The sequence below is a fragment of the Rhodococcus artemisiae genome (assembly GCF_036327795.1).
GTDB lineage: Bacteria > Actinomycetota > Actinomycetes > Mycobacteriales > Mycobacteriaceae > Rhodococcus > Rhodococcus artemisiae.
Genome location: NZ_JAUTXY010000022.1, coordinates 1 through 16301 on the forward strand (window position 1 = coordinate 1; position 16301 = coordinate 16301).

At 67.2% G+C, this 16301-nt stretch carries 20 protein-coding genes; 12 read left to right on the forward strand and 8 right to left on the reverse strand.

What is annotated here, in order from left to right:
* Nucleotides 1-266 (reverse strand): FAD-dependent oxidoreductase (locus tag Q7514_RS30055; protein WP_330136918.1); only part of this gene is annotated, 266 nt, incomplete at its 3' end.
* A 100-nt stretch (nt 267-366) separates the two neighbouring features.
* Between Q7514_RS30055 and Q7514_RS30060 the strand changes: the two genes are divergently transcribed.
* The 8 genes from Q7514_RS30060 to Q7514_RS30095 all read left to right on the forward strand — a co-directional run bounded on the left by Q7514_RS30060 (nt 367) and on the right by Q7514_RS30095 (nt 7634).
* Nucleotides 367-1254, forward strand: a complete 888-nt coding sequence (locus tag Q7514_RS30060; protein WP_330136919.1) for a helix-turn-helix domain-containing GNAT family N-acetyltransferase — start codon at nt 367-369, stop codon at nt 1252-1254.
* Between the two features lie 141 nt (nt 1255-1395).
* Nucleotides 1396-1638 carry a hypothetical protein gene (locus Q7514_RS30065; RefSeq protein ID WP_330136920.1) on the forward strand — a complete coding sequence of 81 codons (243 nt, stop codon included), beginning with the start codon at nt 1396-1398 and terminating at the stop codon, nt 1636-1638.
* A 304-nt stretch (nt 1639-1942) separates the two neighbouring features.
* Nucleotides 1943-2911 carry a PstS family phosphate ABC transporter substrate-binding protein gene (locus Q7514_RS30070; RefSeq protein ID WP_330136921.1) on the forward strand — a complete coding sequence of 323 codons (969 nt, stop codon included), beginning with the start codon at nt 1943-1945 and terminating at the stop codon, nt 2909-2911.
* Complete coding sequence (gene pstC, locus Q7514_RS30075; protein ID WP_330136922.1) at nt 2912-3892, forward strand: phosphate ABC transporter permease subunit PstC; 981 nt, start codon at nt 2912-2914, stop codon at nt 3890-3892.
* The gene (gene pstA / locus Q7514_RS30080; RefSeq protein ID WP_330136923.1) at nt 3892-4797 is read left to right on the forward strand and encodes a phosphate ABC transporter permease PstA; all 906 of its coding nucleotides are present in this window, start codon (nt 3892-3894) and stop codon (nt 4795-4797) included. The genes pstC and pstA overlap by 1 nt, the downstream gene beginning before the upstream one ends.
* A gap of 173 nt (nt 4798-4970) precedes the next feature.
* Nucleotides 4971-5738, forward strand: a complete 768-nt coding sequence (gene pstB / locus Q7514_RS30085; RefSeq protein WP_330136980.1) for a phosphate ABC transporter ATP-binding protein PstB — start codon at nt 4971-4973, stop codon at nt 5736-5738.
* 106 nt (nt 5739-5844) lie between these two features.
* On the forward strand, nt 5845-6567 hold the full coding sequence (locus tag Q7514_RS30090) for a response regulator transcription factor (RefSeq protein ID WP_330136981.1): 723 nt from the start codon (nt 5845-5847) through the stop codon (nt 6565-6567).
* Between the two features lie 17 nt (nt 6568-6584).
* Complete coding sequence (locus Q7514_RS30095) at nt 6585-7634, forward strand: helicase associated domain-containing protein (protein ID WP_330136924.1); 1050 nt, start codon at nt 6585-6587, stop codon at nt 7632-7634.
* Nucleotides 7635-7670: 36 nt separating this feature from the next.
* On the opposite strand, the gene Q7514_RS30100 is transcribed toward Q7514_RS30095, so the two are convergent.
* A complete protein-coding gene (locus Q7514_RS30100; RefSeq protein WP_330136925.1) occupies nt 7671-9749 on the reverse strand; it encodes a PhoX family protein in 2079 nt (692 codons plus the stop codon).
* A gap of 147 nt (nt 9750-9896) precedes the next feature.
* Nucleotides 9897-10193 (reverse strand): DUF3349 domain-containing protein, encoded by a 297-nt coding sequence (locus Q7514_RS30105; protein ID WP_330136926.1) that lies wholly within the window; start codon nt 10191-10193, stop codon nt 9897-9899.
* A 359-nt stretch (nt 10194-10552) separates the two neighbouring features.
* Here Q7514_RS30105 and phoU point away from each other — a divergent pair, with 359 nt between their 5' ends.
* Both phoU and Q7514_RS30115 read left to right on the forward strand, forming a co-directional pair.
* A complete protein-coding gene (gene phoU / locus Q7514_RS30110; protein WP_330136927.1) occupies nt 10553-11200 on the forward strand; it encodes a phosphate signaling complex protein PhoU in 648 nt (215 codons plus the stop codon).
* Nucleotides 11201-11267: 67 nt separating this feature from the next.
* Nucleotides 11268-11432: a hypothetical protein gene (locus Q7514_RS30115; RefSeq protein ID WP_330136928.1), complete on the forward strand. Its 165-nt coding sequence runs from the start codon at nt 11268-11270 to the stop codon at nt 11430-11432.
* Nucleotides 11433-11561: 129 nt separating this feature from the next.
* Here Q7514_RS30115 and Q7514_RS30120 read toward each other — a convergent pair whose 3' ends face one another.
* The 5 genes from Q7514_RS30120 to Q7514_RS30140 all read right to left on the reverse strand — a co-directional run bounded on the left by Q7514_RS30120 (nt 11562) and on the right by Q7514_RS30140 (nt 15316).
* Nucleotides 11562-12623 (reverse strand): ArsO family NAD(P)H-dependent flavin-containing monooxygenase, encoded by a 1062-nt coding sequence (locus tag Q7514_RS30120; protein ID WP_330136929.1) that lies wholly within the window; start codon nt 12621-12623, stop codon nt 11562-11564.
* Nucleotides 12624-12696: 73 nt separating this feature from the next.
* Nucleotides 12697-13131 carry an arsenate reductase ArsC gene (locus Q7514_RS30125; protein ID WP_330136930.1) on the reverse strand — a complete coding sequence of 145 codons (435 nt, stop codon included), beginning with the start codon at nt 13129-13131 and terminating at the stop codon, nt 12697-12699.
* 27 nt (nt 13132-13158) lie between these two features.
* The gene (locus Q7514_RS30130; protein WP_330136931.1) at nt 13159-13809 is read right to left on the reverse strand and encodes an arsenate reductase ArsC; all 651 of its coding nucleotides are present in this window, start codon (nt 13807-13809) and stop codon (nt 13159-13161) included.
* 23 nt (nt 13810-13832) lie between these two features.
* Nucleotides 13833-14873, reverse strand: coding sequence for an ACR3 family arsenite efflux transporter (gene arsB / locus Q7514_RS30135; RefSeq protein ID WP_330136982.1), 1041 nt, complete (start codon nt 14871-14873; stop codon nt 13833-13835).
* 35 nt (nt 14874-14908) lie between these two features.
* On the reverse strand, nt 14909-15316 hold the full coding sequence (locus Q7514_RS30140) for an ArsR/SmtB family transcription factor (RefSeq protein ID WP_330136932.1): 408 nt from the start codon (nt 15314-15316) through the stop codon (nt 14909-14911).
* Between the two features lie 52 nt (nt 15317-15368).
* Between Q7514_RS30140 and Q7514_RS30145 the strand changes: the two genes are divergently transcribed.
* The gene (locus Q7514_RS30145; protein ID WP_330136933.1) at nt 15369-15791 is read left to right on the forward strand and encodes an arsenate-mycothiol transferase ArsC; all 423 of its coding nucleotides are present in this window, start codon (nt 15369-15371) and stop codon (nt 15789-15791) included.
* A 58-nt stretch (nt 15792-15849) separates the two neighbouring features.
* The gene (arsD, locus tag Q7514_RS30150; RefSeq protein ID WP_330136934.1) at nt 15850-16245 is read left to right on the forward strand and encodes an arsenite efflux transporter metallochaperone ArsD; all 396 of its coding nucleotides are present in this window, start codon (nt 15850-15852) and stop codon (nt 16243-16245) included.
* Nucleotides 16246-16301: the final 56 nt, after the last annotated feature.

Sequence of the window (16301 nt, forward strand, 5' to 3'; positions counted from 1 at the left end):
TACTGCCCGGTCCAGTCCTGGCCGGTGGGGTAGGCGTCGTCGTCGGGGGCGGTCCAGCCGGTGGTGTCGAGGAGGCGGCGGGCGGCGGGGTCGATCAGTTCGGCCCAGCGGGAGAAGGTGCGGACGCTGTGCCACTGTGCGATGGCGGCTCCGGCGCCGTTGCCGCGTTCGAGCACCAGCGGTTCGAGGCCGCGTTCGCGCAGGTGGGCGGCGGCGGCCAGGCCGATCGGTCCGGCTCCGACGACGACGACGGGCAACTCGCTCATGACAGATCCTTTCATCGATGGGTATCGATCTAAGCTGCTGTCAGAGTATCGATGGTCGTCGATGTATGCAACCATCGATGTCGATCGATATAGTGGGGGTATGACAGCACTCGGCGTACCGACCATGGTTGCCCCCGGCGCGGAGATGGACCTCGACGCCCTGAGCCCGCAGGACGCGGCCACCTACGCCGGGTGGTTCGCCTGCCTGGCCGAGCCGACCCGGGTGCGGCTGCTGCACCACGTCGCCGCGCATCCGTCCGGCATCACCGTCGGCGAGCTCGCCGACAGGCTTGGGATCGGCCAGCCCACCATCTCCCATCACGTCCGCAAGCTCGCCGACGTCGGCTTCGTCACCACCGACAAACAGGGCACCAGCACCGTGGTGCGGATCAACCCGAGCTGCTGCAGCGACCTGCCCAGTGCCGCCGACGCGGTCATGGGGGTGCTCACCGCCCGCCCGTGCTGCCCCGAGGACGTCCCCGCCGACGTGGCCGTGCGCCCACTCGCAGGCGGTGACTGGGCGGCGGTGCGCCGCATCTACGCCGACGGCATCGCCACCGGCGCCGCGACGTTCACCACCGAAGTCCCCAGCCGCGACCACCTCGAGCACCAGTGGTTGCCCGAGCACCGCTGGGTCGCCGAGATCGACGGTCAGGTCGTCGGCTGGGCAGCCTTGAGCCCGGTGTCGAACCGCGAGTGCTATCGCGGGGTGGCCGAAAATTCGGTGTATGTCGGCGACGGCATGCGCGGGCGCGGCGTCGGCAAAGCCCTGCTGCGCGCCCAGGTCATCGCCGCCGATCAGGCCGGATTGTGGACGCTGCAGACCTCGATCTTCCCGGAGAACCGTCCCAGCCTCGCGCTGCACCATTCGGCGGGTTTCCGCACCGTCGGTGTGCGCGAACGCATCGGCCGGCTCGACGGCATCTGGCGCGACACGGTGCTGCTCGAACGCCGCTCCGAGGCCGTTCCCGCCGCCGAGCACGAGTGAGAGCGAATCGGGTGTAGAGGGACATCGCACTGCGGTATTTCGACGGCTGCCCGAATGGGGAGCCGGCCCGCGCTGCAGTGAGGGCTCGAGGGGGCGCGGCTTTTCGTCCCTACGGTTCAGGGTCGCCGATACCCTGAGGCAGTGGGCATCCGGCACCTCTCGCTCGATCTCCCTTTCGATCTTCCGGCCGTCGACGCAGTCGCGATGGCAGGAACAGAACTGCGCAGCCGCGCAGTGGCCGGGTGGACCCAATTGCATCTGCACGCCGTGTCGCCGACAACCACGGCGGGCATCAGCACCTACCTCTTTACCTACTGGTTGCCGAACGATCCTCGCGAGGGGCCGGCCGAGACTCCCTCGGATCCTGAGCCGGACCTGTCATGAACGGCCCTGCGCCGCACCGTGGGACGGTTCTACGACCACACAGCGACGCTGACGCACCCTCTTTCTTGTGGTGACCGGGTAATTCGGTGTCGGCCACCTCGGCAGGCCGTAACACCGCCCGCCTCCCGCGTCTGGGGGACGCACGCGCCGACATGAACTTTCTTTGCAAACGTTCATGTGGAGTCATTTAGCGTTCATCTTCCGTTCAGTGCCTACGGGTTTGCTCTATTCGGTCCACAACGGGTGGGCCGATCGATTCGTATCTGGCCCTTTTCGTGCCGGACACCTGTGCAGGAGGACTGTAGTGACCATCCGCCTTCCGAAGCGGACACGTGCCGCTGTCGCCATTGCGGTCGCCGGCCTGACCCTCGCCGCCTGCGGTGGCAACAACGACTCGACCGGCACTGACGGGGACTCGATCTCCGGGCCGGTCGTGATCGACGGCTCGAGCACGGTCGAACCGCTCTCCTCGGCCGCCGCCGAGCTATTCATGGGGCAGAACCCGGACACCAACGTCACCGTCGGCACGTCCGGCACCGGCGGTGGATTCGAGAAGTTCTGTGCAGGTGAGACCGACATCTCCAACGCGTCTCGGCCGATCAAGGATTCCGAGATCGCCATCTGCGAGCAGAACAACATCGCCTACAGTCAGCTCACCGTCGCCAACGACGCCCTCAGCGTCGTGGTCAACAACGAGAACGACTGGGCAAGCTGCCTGACCGTCGAGCAGCTCAACAGCATCTGGGCGCCGGATTCGACCGTCAACAACTGGAACCAGGTCGACCCGTCGTTCCCGGACGAGCCGCTGCAGCTGTTCGGCGCCGGCTCCGACTCGGGCACCTTCGACTACTTCACCGAGGCAGTCAACGGGGAAGAGGGCGCCAGCCGCACCGACTACAACCCCACCGAGGATGACAACGTCACGGTTCAGGGCGTCTCGGCCACCCGCGGAGCGCTCGGATACTTCGGCTACTCCTACCTCGAAGCCAACGCCGACAAGGTCAAGGGCGTCGCCATCGACGGGGGCGAAGGATGCGTCGCGCCGTCGGCCGAGACCGCACAGGACGGCACCTACCAGCCGCTCTCACGTGAGCTCTTCATCTACGTCTCCGACGCCGCACTGCAGAAGCCTCAGGCGGTGGCCTTCGCCGACTACTACCTCGAGAACAACACCGAGATCGTCGAGGCCGCCGGATTCATCCCGCTGACCGACGAGCAGGTGCAGGTCGCTCAGGATCAGCTCGCCGAGCTCAACACCAAGGCTGGCAACTAGATGTCGTTCGGCCCGATCACTGCGGGTTCCCCGGGCACTGCCCCGGGGAGCCCCGCGCCGACCGAGTCTCCGGTCGATCTACGCCCGCAGAGCCGTCGCCTCGGTGAACGCATCATCCAGATGGTGCTTGCCGGCTCGGCTTTGCTGTCGGTGGCCATCACCGTCGCTATCGTGGCGGCGCTGATGTTCCCGCTGATCACCTTCTTCCAGAACGTCAGCATCGTCGAGTTCCTCACCGGCACCGAATGGACCGCCGGGTTCGGCTCGAAGTCGTCCTGGACCGACAAGGAGTGGGGCGTGCTGCCCCTCGTTGCCGGTACCTTGACCACCACCGTGATCGCGTTGCTGGTGGCGGTCCCGCTGGGTCTGGGCGCGGCGGCGTATCTGTCCGAGTACGCCAGCGACCGGGTCCGCCGGATCGTCAAGCCGATCCTCGAGATCCTCGCCGGCGTCCCCACCGTGGTCTACGGTGTGTTCGCGTTGACGATGGTCACCCCCATCCTGCAGACCCTGCTCGGCGCCCAGATCTTCAACAACCTCGCCCCCGGCATCGTGATGGGCTTCATGATCGTGCCGACCATCGCCTCGCTGTCGGAGGATTCGATGTCGGCGGTACCGCGCGCGATGCGCGAAGGATCCTCCGCGCTGGGCGCGAACCGCATGCAGACCACGGTGCGCGTGGTCTTTCCCGCCGCACTGTCGGGCATCGTCGCCGCGATCGTGCTGGGCATCTCCCGGGCCGTCGGCGAGACGATGATCGTGGCGATCGCCGCCGGTAGCCAACCGCAGTTCACGTTCAACCCGCTCGTCGGCGCACAGACCATGACCGGGTTCATCGCCCAGGTCGCCACCGGTGACGCCCCCCAGGGCAGCCCGGTGTACTACTCACTGTTCGCGGTCGGTGCCTTGCTCTTCGTGATCACCCTGGTGATCAACATGGTCAGCATCTCGATGGTGCGCAAGTTCAGGCAGGCTTACTGATGTCTCTTTCGACGACCACCCGTGACAGCGTCGCGCCGATCGACCTGGCCAAAGGCCAGCGCAGCAACGTCCGCAGCGGCGCCTTCGCTGCCCTGCTCTGGACGTGTCTGGCCCTGGCCTGCCTGTTCCTGCTGGCCGTTCTGGTGGTCATCCTCACCGAAGGCTGGGCCCGGTTCGACGCAAACCTCATCACCGAGCAGCCCTCCCGACTCGCACCGGAAACCTCCGGTGTGCAGTCGGCGATCTTCGGCACCTTGTGGGTCATGCTCGGCACGATCCTGTTGGCGTTGCCGATCGGTATTGCCGGCGGCATCTACCTCGAGGAATACGCCGACAACACCAAGTGGTGGAACCGGCTGATCGAACTCAACATCCAGAACCTGGTGGCGGTGCCGTCCATCATCTACGGCATCTTGACCCTGGCGTTCGTGGTGCGCGGCCCCATCTCCATCGGGCCGGTCGCCCTCGCCGGATCGGTCGCGCTCGCGCTGCTGATCCTGCCGGTCATCATCATCACCACCCGCGAGGCGCTGCGCGCAGTGCCGCAGGAGATCCGCCAGGGCTCCCTCGCGTTGGGTGCAACGCAGTGGCAAACCACCTGGCGGCAGGTGTTGCCCTCGGCCGTCTCTGGCATCTCCACCGGCACCATCCTCGCGCTCTCGCGTGCCATCGGTGAAGCAGCGCCGCTGCTCCTGGTCGGTGCCACCGTGTTCATCACCGTCAACCCGGACGGGCTGCTCGACCGGTACACGGTGCTGCCGGTGCAGATCTTCAACCTGGTCAAGCTGCCGGAGTTGTCGAACCAGCAACTGGCGTGGGCGACGATCCTGCTGCTGATGGTCATCCTCCTGGCCATGAATGGCATCGCTATCTGGTTGCGCAACCGATTCCAACGCCGTTGGTGACCACCGGACACGACAGGAGACCTTTTTCCATGGCACAGATAAAACAGGACAAGATGAGCAACACATCGCAGGCAGAGTTCGACGAGCAGGATGAGGAGCTCCTCGCCCGCCTCGAACGCCACCGCACCCCGCACGCCCCCAAGAAGGGTGCCGCCGCAGCCGGGGTCGGGGTGATGAGTACCCGTGATCTCGGGGTCAGCTACGGCGACTTCCTCGCCGTCAACGGGGTGAATCTGAACTTCATCCGGCACGAGATCACCGCGCTGATCGGCCCGTCCGGATGCGGCAAGTCCACCGTGCTGCGCTGCCTGAACCGGATGAACGATCTCGTTCCGGGTGCACGTGTGCACGGCACGGTCGAGTACCACGGCATCGACGTCTACGACTCCTCGGTGGATGTGATCGAGTTGCGCCGCCGCGTCGGCATGGTGTTCCAAAAGCCCAACCCGTTCCCGAAGTCGATCTACGAGAACGTCGCATACGGGCCGAAGGTCACCGGCATGAAGCCCGAGAGCATGGACGACGTCGTCGAAAAGGCGCTGCGTAGTGCCGCGCTGTGGGACGAGGTCAAAGACAAGCTCAAGCAGAACGCCACCGGCCTGTCCGGCGGGCAGCAGCAACGCCTGTGCATCGCCCGGGCCATCGCCACCGGTCCCGATGTGATCTTGATGGACGAGCCGTGCTCGGCGCTCGACCCGATCGCCACCGCCAAGATCGAGGATCTGATGGTCGAACTCAGCGAGAAGTTCACCATCATCATCGTCACCCACAACATGCAGCAGGCTGCCCGCGTGTCGCACCGCACCGCGTTCTTCACCGCCGAGGCCGACGAGAAGGGCAATCGCCTGGGCAAGCTGGTCGAGTTCGACGGCACCGAACAGTTGTTCTCCAATCCTGCCGACCCTCGTACCGAGGCCTACATCAGCGGACGGTTCGGCTGACCTGTTCTCGGCCGCTGCCACGGCATCCCGGCAGGGACCGCGGTTGGGCTTCGTTGCGCTACGAGGGGGACGGGTGTCTCGGGGGAAGGAGAGTGGGTTGACCGATGTGACACGGTCAACGACGACCGGGTCGGGGCCGTTCGGGAGGAATCGGCCGCCGTCCACGGTCGTGTTGTGTGAATCGGATCCACAGATCGCGGCGTCGCTGATCGACGCCACCGAGCACCTGGGCGTGCGCATCCGCTGGTGCCGTGACGGGGCCTCGGCGTTGTACGAGGTCGGCGCGGTCCCCCCGACGGTGCTGATCCTCGCCGACCGCATCGACGGGGTCGTCACCACCGGACGGGTCATCGCGACGGTGCGCGAGCACACGCACGTGCCGATCCTGGTCGGCGCCGACTCGGCCGATCGCAGCCGGGCACAGCAGTGCCTGCACGCCGGTGGTTCGGCGGTGATCACCCGTCCGTACGACAGCGCGGTCGTCACCGCCTTCCTCGGGCTCGCCGCGCCGTCACCGACGGCAGCGATCGTCGTGGCCGGCCCGATCACGGTCCACAGCCACCGCCGTGAAGTACGACTGCACGGCCGCGAGGTCGTGCTGACCCCCCGCGAGTTCGATCTGTTGATGTTCCTGATCGACCAGTGCGGCACCGTGGTCGCGGCCGACGAGATCGCCTCGGTGGTGTGGGGTCAGCCCACCGCCACCAACACCGTCGCCGTCCACGTCAAACGCCTGCGCGACAAGCTCGGCGACGACCCCGACCACGGGCAACTGATCCGCACCGTGCGGGGCCGCGGCTACCGGCTGGCCCCCTCGCTGTGTCCGTAGAACCTCCGGAGTCCGGGATGGACCGATGGGACGCCGGACACGCCGCCCTGCGCAGATACATCGAGGCCCGCCGATCCGCCGATCCACCCCGCTCCGTACACGTGGGCGGCTTCCCGCTCGGAGCCTGGGTGTCGCAGATCCGAGCGGACTACTGGGACGCGACCCTCGACCCCGACAAGATCGCCGTGCTCGAGGCCCTGCCCGGCTGGTCCTGGGGGCCGACACTGCCCACATCCTGGCGGGCGTGGTACCTGGCCTGGACAGAATGCTCGGCCGAGACCGACCTGTGCGACAACTACCTCGAACAGTGCGAACCTCCGCTCGAACAGTGGGCACGGCTGCAACGCGACGCGTTCGCCGCCGGCACTCTGCATCCGTACCGCACCGCCCTGCTCCGGGAACTGTCGTTCTGGGTGTGGGATCCGGGCGAGCACCGCTGGCACCACGGCTTGACTCTGCTGACCGGCTACGCCGCCGAACACGGCACCGCCGATATCCCGCGCAGCTTGCGCACCTCGGACGGTTTCGCGCTGGGACAGTGGGTCAACCGCTGCCGGGAGGACCTCCGATCCGGAAGGCTGGCAGAACACCGCATCGGTGCCCTCGAAGCGCTGCCCGGCTGGCGGTGGGGCGGAGCCGACGGCAGCTGGCGCACCGGGATGGCCGCACTCCGCCGATTCGTCGACAAGAACGGCCATGCGAGCCCGGGCCAGCACTACGTCGACGCTGACGGTCTGCGTCTGGGCCTGTGGGTGGCCCACCGCCGCAAAGAGTTCCGCGCAGGACGGTTGACGCCGGACAAGGTCACCGAACTCGAGTCGTTGCCCGGCTGGATGTGGAACCCGATGCAGCAGAGATGGGAACAGGGCATGGCCGCACTCGAGGCCTATCGCGCCGCCCACGGGCATACGCGTGTGCCCCGCGCCGAGGTGCTCGACGGCTATCCGGTCGGCGAGTGGGTGCATACCCGCCGACAGCAATACCAGCGGCACACCCTGCCCGCCGAGCGGATCGCCGAGCTCGAAGCACTGCCGGGCTGGCAGTGGCGCATCAGACCCGGACCCTGACCTGCCCGCCGCTGCCGGGCAGGTCAGGGCAGGTGGTCAGATCCCGATCCGCCCACCGTCGCGCCAGACCGAGATCACCGACGGCCGCGCCACCGTGCCGGCGCCGTCGGGCCAGTGCGAGAGCGGATTGTCGAGCGTGGCGTCATCGCTTTCACCCGGATGCTGCACGCACACCACCACCCGCGTCTCCCCGATGTTCGGCCCGCAGGTCTCCGCCCCGATCGGCACGGTGAGGAACTGCTTGGTCTCGCCACGTCGCTCGCCGTCGAGCACCACCGAGAACAACCCGTCGTTCGAGCCCAGGGCGTTGCCGTCGGTGGAGATCCACAGATTGCCGTGGTCATCGAAGGCGACGTTGTCCGGGCAGGAGATGGGGCTGACCGCGGACTTGTCGAACCCACCGAAATAACTGTCCGCGGCCTGCGGATCCCCGCACACCAGCAGCAACTCCCAGGTGAACTCGGTGCCGGTGTGGTCGTCGGTGATCTCGATGACCTGACCGTTCTTGTTCTCGTTGCGCGGATTGGCCTCGTCCGCGGCAGGATTGCCGTCGGTGCCGCGGCGGGTGTTGTTGGTCAACGCGATATAAATTTTGCCGGTGGTCGGGTTCGGCCGCGAATCCTCGGGCCGATCCATCTTCGTCGCACCGGCCCGGTCGGCGGCCTCGCGGGTGAACACCGCCACCTCCTCGGCGCTCATGCCCTCGACCAGCGACTCACCCCGCCCGCCGGGCAGGGTGCGCAGCAGCGGGATCCACCGGCCGGTGCCGTCGAAGCGGCCGTCCTCGGGCACGGCGCCGCTGCCGTCGATCTGCTCGGCCGGGGAATTGCCGGTGATCTGGGCGACGTAGAGGGTGCCCTCGGCCATGATCGTCATGTTCTCCCGGGTCGCCCCCTGCCCGGCGCCGGGCTGGATCGTCTTCGACGAGACGAACTTGTAGATGTACTCGAAGCGTTCGTCGTCGCCGCTGTAGGCGACCACCGTGCCGTCGTCGGTGACGTAGATGTTGGCCGCCTCGTGCTTGAACCGGCCCAGGGCGGTGTGTTTGACCGGCACCGACGTCGGATCGAACGGATCGATCTCGACCATGTACCCGAACCGGTTCGCCTCGTTCGGCTCCCGGCCCAGATCGAAGCGGGCATCGAAACGCTCCCACTTGCGTTCGCTCTCCCCGTCGGCGAACCCGTACCGTTCGAGGTGCGCGGTGGCGGCCGGGTCGGTGACGCGGTCGGCGTGACCGAAATACTGGTGGAAGTTCTCTTCGCCCGAGAGCACCGTGCCCCACGGAGTGATGCAACCGGCGCAGTTGTTGAGTGTGCCGGCCACGGTCGTGCCGGCCGGATCGGCGGTGGTGTGCAGCAGCGCCGACCCGGCGGCGGGACCGGTGAACGCCATCGGCGTGGTCGCGGTGATACGCCGGTTGTACCTGCCGATCACCGGGTCGAGCCGGCCGTCCTCGGAGCGTCCTTCGACCTCGACCACACTGAGCCCATGCGCCGCCCACGCGATGCGCACCTGCTCCTCGGTGGGATTGGCGGCGTCGTAGCCGGCGAACATCAACGGCTCGGTGGTGTATTCGTGGTTGACGATCATCAACTGCCGCTGCGCGGTACCCTCCACCGGCACGAACCCGGCGAAGTCACAGTTGTAGCCGAACTGCTGCTCCTGCGCGGCCGCGCTCTGGTTACCCGCATCGAACGCCGCGGCCCCGGCCACGATCGGCTCACCCCACCGGATCACCACCTGCTGCTCGTAGCCGGTCGGCACCGTCACCGCATCGTCGGTGTTCGGCGCCACCGGCTCGAAATTCGTGCCCGGCATCGCCGGATCGGCGGCCAGGGGGTCGGTGATCTGCCCGCCACTGCCGGCCGAAGCATCGTCCGAGCAGGCCGCCAACGCCCCGACACCGCCGACGGCCAGGACCGTGAGTGCACCACCGCGCAGCACCCCACGCCGGGACAGCGACGCCCGGGCCAGATCACCGAAGTACTGCCCCTCGGAGGTGTTCGGCACCGGATGCGCGCACGCATCACCGCACTTGTACTTGCAGGTGATCGACTGCCGGGACGAACGTCCGTCGTGCGTGACGAACAGCGAAAGCGGGTGCAGAACCACGGATACTCCTTCACCAGAGGGCGGAATCCGGGACACCGTACGAGGCCCAGACCAGGAGAATGCGCCCTTGCCGTGAACTGTGGGCCAATGACGGATGTGCATTTCCGACGCTGTCCAGGGGAGCGGACGCCGGTCCGGCCCGATGGTTCAGCTCTCGGCGTTCGGTCCGGTGATCTGCGCGATCCGGTTCTTGACCCGCTGCACGTCCCGGGGCCGCGGCAACTCCTCGGTGATCGTGCTGATCGCCACGTGAACCTCGATGTCGGTGATCGGCCCGGCCGTGGCGGCGAGCACGGCACGGGCGGCGCGGTCGACCTGCTCGTCGGTGAGCAATTGCCCGTACAACGCCACCAACGGCGAATAGCCGCGGCGATCGGCATGGGGTGGATAGCCGGCCCGTAGCCAGCGCACCACCCGATGCACGAACTCCATTTCTGTTGCCACCCGACCTTCATTCCCCGCATTCGAGCGGCGCGGAGCCGACCCTCCGGTAGTGAGGGACCTCTGCCCGAGAGGTAGGTAACGCGCAACGGGGAAACGACGGATGAACGGTGTGTGGATATCGACGGACGGTCGGATGACACCTCGGGGAGGGCCTCGCCCTGCCACGATGTCGACTCCTGTACAGGGCCGTGGTCCCGCTCGACGGCACGGCCGGGCCATGGTGCTTGGGCGTACGGCCTCACACGAATCTGACAGTTCGAGGTGTGGATCGCACCCCTCGGGGTATGAATGTCGTAGTCAGAGGATCCCGGAGATCCCCGGAGCACGCGCTCGAGGCCGGCGGATCAAGGAGTGCGGTCATGAGGGAGTCGTTCGACAATCAACTCGGTCAGCTACGAGCGGAGCTGGCCGAGGTGTGCGGGCTGACCGCGGTGGCCATCGAGCAGGCCACCTGCGCGCTGCTCGACCTCGATCCGGCCGCGGCCGATCGGACCAACGAGGTCAACGCGGATATCGATGCCCGCTCGCGTGACCTCGATCGTCGAGTGCTGACGTTGCTGGCACTGCAGTCCCCGGTGGCGCGAGATCTGCGGGTGTTGATCAGCGGGCTGCACAACATCGCCGATCTGCGCCGCATGGGCAGCCTGGCCGCGCACATCGCCGAGGTCGCGCGCATGCATCACCCTGCCGCGGTGGTGCCCGAGGAGCTGCGCGCAATACTCGGCGACATGGGCAAGGCCGCCCGGGCGCAGTCCGAGGCCGCCCAGGAGGTGCTGCGGCACCGGGACACGGATGCTGCCGAGCAGCTGATCGCCTCCGACGACCGGATGGATGCGCTGCTGCGGGATCTGTTCGCCGTCACCAAGGGCGCCGACTGGCCGTATGGGGCGGCCTCGGCGGTGAACATCACCCTGCTGGGTAGGTTCTACGAGCGGTTCTGCGACCACACCGTCGAAATCAGCCGCCGCATCATCTTCGTGGTGACCGGGCAGATCCCCGACCACTGATCGTGCCGGCTGCGCAGTGATGGTGGCGGCAGGGCCGTCGGCGAGGTCGAAGCTACGGGCCTGCCCGATGGCCTCCTACAGCGACGACATCGCGCACGGCTTCGACGTGTGGCGCGGGGAGGGCCCAGCAGTTCTGGGCGTGGGCCAGGCACTGGCCGTTGATCCGCCACAACCCGGTGGTGTACGTGACCGGTCGGAACCCGGTGTCTGCACGACCCGCACCGCCGCGTAGCCCCTTCGATGCGTTGCTGTGCCGCAGTTCCGAGTACGTCGCCTGGTGTGGAGGGGATCGGCCGCGAACGAGGCGGCTATCCTGTGGACTCGGGGAACTCAGCGAGGCGTCTTCGGTATGCCCGCCGGCTCAGATGTCCCATTCCAGCCCAGCGACAGCGGACTTGGCGGTGCGCCCGACCCCGATCAGGGTGGCGGAGCCGGGCCCCGTCCAGTCCCCATAACCGAGTAAGTGCAGCGCCGGCTCTTTCATCGCCTGCGTGCCCAATACAGCGATCGAACCGTCGGATTCTCGCAGATGCAGCGGCCGTAAATGTGCCAGGGCGGGACGGAACCCGGTGGCCCACACGATTACATCCGTGTGCCGGCTCTCGCCGGTGTTGTCCCAATGGATGCCGTCGCGGGTCAGCCGGTCGAACATCGGCAGCGGAGTCAACGCGCCGCGGTCTCGGGCCGCGCGGACCTCCGGGACCATCACGATGTCCCCGAGGTCGGCGATACCGCCCGGATCCGGACGCCCGGCGGCCAGTGCCATCGCGCGCCGTGTGGCCATCTCGAACAACACGCGCCCGTCGACATCGTCCGGCAGGAATCGCGGTGGCCGGGTGGTAACCCACGTGGTGTCGGAGACTTCCGAGATCTCGGCAACCAACTGGGCCGCGGAGTTGCCGCCGCCGACCACGGTCACCGATTTACCGGCGAACTCGCCTGCGGTGCGATACCCCACTGTGTGCAACTGTCTGCCGGCGAAGGCGCGGGCGCCGGGATAGATCGGCCAGAACGGCTGCCGCCAGGTGCCGGTGGCACTGATCACCCGCCGTGCCCGCCACACCCGTTCCCCTGTGGCGACCCGCAGCCGATTTCCGTCGTCGTCGCGGGTAACCGTCTGCACCCGCACCGGTCGATGGATCGGCAGCTCGTAGCGTTGCTCGTAGGCGGTCAGATACTCGATCACGTGCCGGATGGGCGGGAACCCGTCCGGCCACGGCGGCATCGGCCACCCTGGCAAGGCCGCGTACTCGGCCGGGGAGAACAATCGCAGAGTCGGCCAGGTGTGCGGCCACGCACCACCAGGGGCCGGCTGGTCGTCGAGGATGACGAACTCGTGCCCGCCCCGACGCAGGTAGTACCCGGCGGCCAGGCCGGCCTGGCCGCCGCCGACCACGACTACATCGACGTCGATCATGCTCATCGGTTGTGGACCTCGACCAGGATCACTGTGCACCCGACCGGTCCCGAATCCGGCGAGAGCCAGCCCGCCTGGTTCATACGCGGGCGTCGTCGGGAACGATCTCGGCGATCAGCGCCTCGACCTTGACTTTGATCTCGTCGCGGATCGGACGCACCGCCTCCACCCCTTGCCCGGCCGGATCCTCGAGCACCCAATCCCGATACGACTTGCCCGGGAACACCGGGCACGTGTCGCCGCACCCCATGGTGATCACCACATCGGAGGCCTGCACCGCATCGACGGTGAGGATCTTCGGGTTCTGCGCGGAGATGTCGATACCCACCTCGGCCATCGCCGCGACAGCGGCCGGGTTCACCGCGTCTGCGGGGGCGGAGCCGGCGGAGCGGACCTCGACCCGGTCGCCGGCCAGCGCGGTGAGGAATCCCGCGGCCATCTGGGAACGGCCGGCGTTGTGCACACACACGAACAGCACCGAGGGTGTGCGGTCGGTCGAGGAATCTGCGGTCATGGAAGTAGACGTCCTTTCGAAGAGAATTCAGGCAGAGACGGTGTCGAGTTCGGCCAGCAAAGCCCGCACTCGGGTGTCGATGTCGTCGCGGATCGCCCGCACCGTGCCCAGCGACTCGTCCTCCGGATCGAGCAGCGACCAATCGAGGTAGCGCTTACCGGGATACACCGCGCAGGCATCACCGCAGCCCATGGTGACCACCACGTCCGCGGCTGCCACCACATCATCGGTCAGGGGTTTGGGATATTCGGCGCCGAGATCGAGCCCGACCTCGGCCATCACCTCGATCACGACAGGGTGAATCGTCGACGCTGGAGCCGATCCGGCGGAGCGCACGTGCACCCGCCCACCGCCGTGATGAGCCAGCAACGCCGCCGCCATCTGCGAACGGCCACTGTTCCGCACGCACACGAACAGCACCTCCGGCACATCCTTCGGCACCGCCCCTTCGGCCTGCGCCAGGGCAGTGAGACGCTCACCCGCGAAGCGGGTGGCCAGCGACGGCAGATGCGTGTGGATCTTCGCGGTGCGCCGCAGCGCCGCATACGACTCGAACACCATCCGCTCGACGGTCTGCGGGGAGAACACCCCGCTGTATTTCTCGGCGAGATGTTCGGCGGCGCGGTGCAGCACCGCCTGCGGCATGAGCAGTTCCGGTTGGGCAGCGTGCTGGGACATCGACGTCTCCTGACGTTCGGTCATCACGACACAACGGGGGCGGGCGAGCGGGTGAACCGCTTCCGCAGAGCCAGCGAAACGTAGATCAGAGCAACGAGGACGGGCACCTCGATCAGCGGACCCACCACCCCCGCCAGCGCCTGACCGGAGGTGACACCGAAGGTGCCGATCGCCACGGCAATGGCCAGCTCGAAATTGTTGCCCGCGGCGGTGAACGCCAGTGTGGTGGTGCGCTCGTAACCGAGGCCGACCGCCGCACCGAACAGGAACCCGCCACCCCACATGAGGATGAAGTACGCGAGCAGTGGCAACGCGATCCGCACGACATCCCACGGCCGCGAGGTGATCTGTTCGCCCTGCAACGCGAACAGGATCACGATGGTGAACAGCAACCCGTAGAGCGCCCACGGTCCGATCTTCGGCAGGAACGTGTCCTCGTACCACTGGCGGCCCTTGGCTTTTTCACCGAAGTGGCGGGTCAAGAAACCGGCGACGAGTGGGATACCCAGGAAGATCAGCACCGATTTGGCGATCTGCCACGGCGAGACATCGAGGGTGGTCTGTTCGAGTCCGAGCCAGCCCGGCAGGATCGACAGGTAGAACCAGCCGAGGACGGCGAACATGATCACCTGGAAGACCGAGTTGATCGCGACCAGTACGGCGGCTGCTTCACGGTCGCCGCAGGCGAGGTCGTTCCAGATGATGACCATCGCGATGCAGCGGGCGAGGCCGACGATGATCAGTCCGGTGCGGTATTCGGGCAGGTCGGGCAGCAGTAGCCAGGCGAGGGCGAACATCAGAGCCGGGCCGAGCACCCAGTTGAGGATCAGCGAGGAGATCAACAGCTTGCGGTCGCCCGTGACGGTATCGAGGCGGTCGTAGCGGACCTTCGCGAGCACCGGGTACATCATGATCAACAGGCCGAGCGCGATCGGCAGAGAGATGTTGTCGATCTCGATGACACTCAACGCGTCCCCGAGCCCGGGAATGAGTCGGCCGAGCAGCAGGCCGGCGACCATGGCGATGCCGATCCACACGGCCAGGAACCGGTCGAGGACCGACATCTTGCCGGCGACGGACCGGTGTTCGGTGGCGGTGGTCACGAGACGGCCTCCTCGAAAGGTTCGGCCGGTGCGCAGGTGCAGGCCGATCCGGGCAGCACCCCGGATTCGGTGGCGAGCACCGCGGACAGTTGCTCGAGGGCGGCGGGGATCACCCGGTAGTAGACCCAGGTGCCGCGGCGCTCACAGTCGAGCAGTCCGGCTTCACGCAGCACCTTGAGGTGATGCGAGATGGTCGGTTGCGACAGATCGAACGCGGGGCTGATGTCGCACACACAGCTCTCGCCGCCCTGGTGGCTGGCGATGATGCTGAGCATGCGCAGGCGTACCGGATCACCGAGGGCTTTGAACATGCGGGCCAGGTCGGTGGCCCAATCCGAGGTGAGCGGCTCACGGGCGAGCGGCGGGCAGCACGGCTCGGCCTCACTCGATGGCTGATTCGACATGCGTCTATATTGACTGTTATCAATCCAGTCGTCAACGGGAAGGGACCTCCACGTGCCCACTGCTTCGGTGCTGTTCGTATGTGTGAAGAACGGCGGCAAATCCCAGATGGCTGCCGCCCTCATGCGTAAGACCACAGGCGACCGGATCGCTGTCCATTCCGCCGGCACCACGCCCGGATCGTCGCTGAACGCACTGTCGATGCAGGTTCTCGACGAGGTCGGGGCACCTACCGTGGGCGAGTATCCCAAGCCGATCGATCCGCAGCTGCTGGGCGAGGTGGACCTGGTGGTCACTCTCGGCGGCGAAGCCCGCGTCGACGCGCCCACCGGTGTGGTCGTCGAGAACTGGGACATCGATGAGCCGTCCGAGCGCGGCATCGACGGCATCGAGCGGATGCGCCTGGTGCGCGATGACATCGCCGTCCGCGTCGAGGAGCTCGCTACCCGGCTGCTTTCCGACGCCGACGCCCGATAACCGAGTTCGTCCCGGAAACTCTGTTCGCCCTCGAGCACTGAAGGAATACCTGATACCTATGAGCACCATCGCAGTCTTCGAACCGGCCCTGTGCTGCAACACCGGGGTGTGCGGCGAGGACCTCGACCAGAACCTGGTCACCTTCACCGCCGACATGGCCGCGCTGACCGAGCAGGGCGCCACCATCACCCGCCACAACCTGGCCAACGACCCACTCTCGTTCGCCCACAACGAGACCGTCAAGAAATTCCTCGAACTCGCCGGATCCGACGGGCTGCCGCTCGTGCTCGTCGACGACGTCACCGTGGCTACCGGCCGCTACCCGACCCGCACCGAACTCGCCACCTGGGCCCGCCTCGAGGTAGCCGCCGCGCCGCCGTCCGGCGTGACCATGCTCGGGCTCGCCGACGACAACGACCCCTGCTGCACACCGGGCGAGTCCACCTGCTGCTGACCACCCCAGACCCGCACCCCTGCCCGCCGACACCCGTCCGACGAGGAGTACTCGCT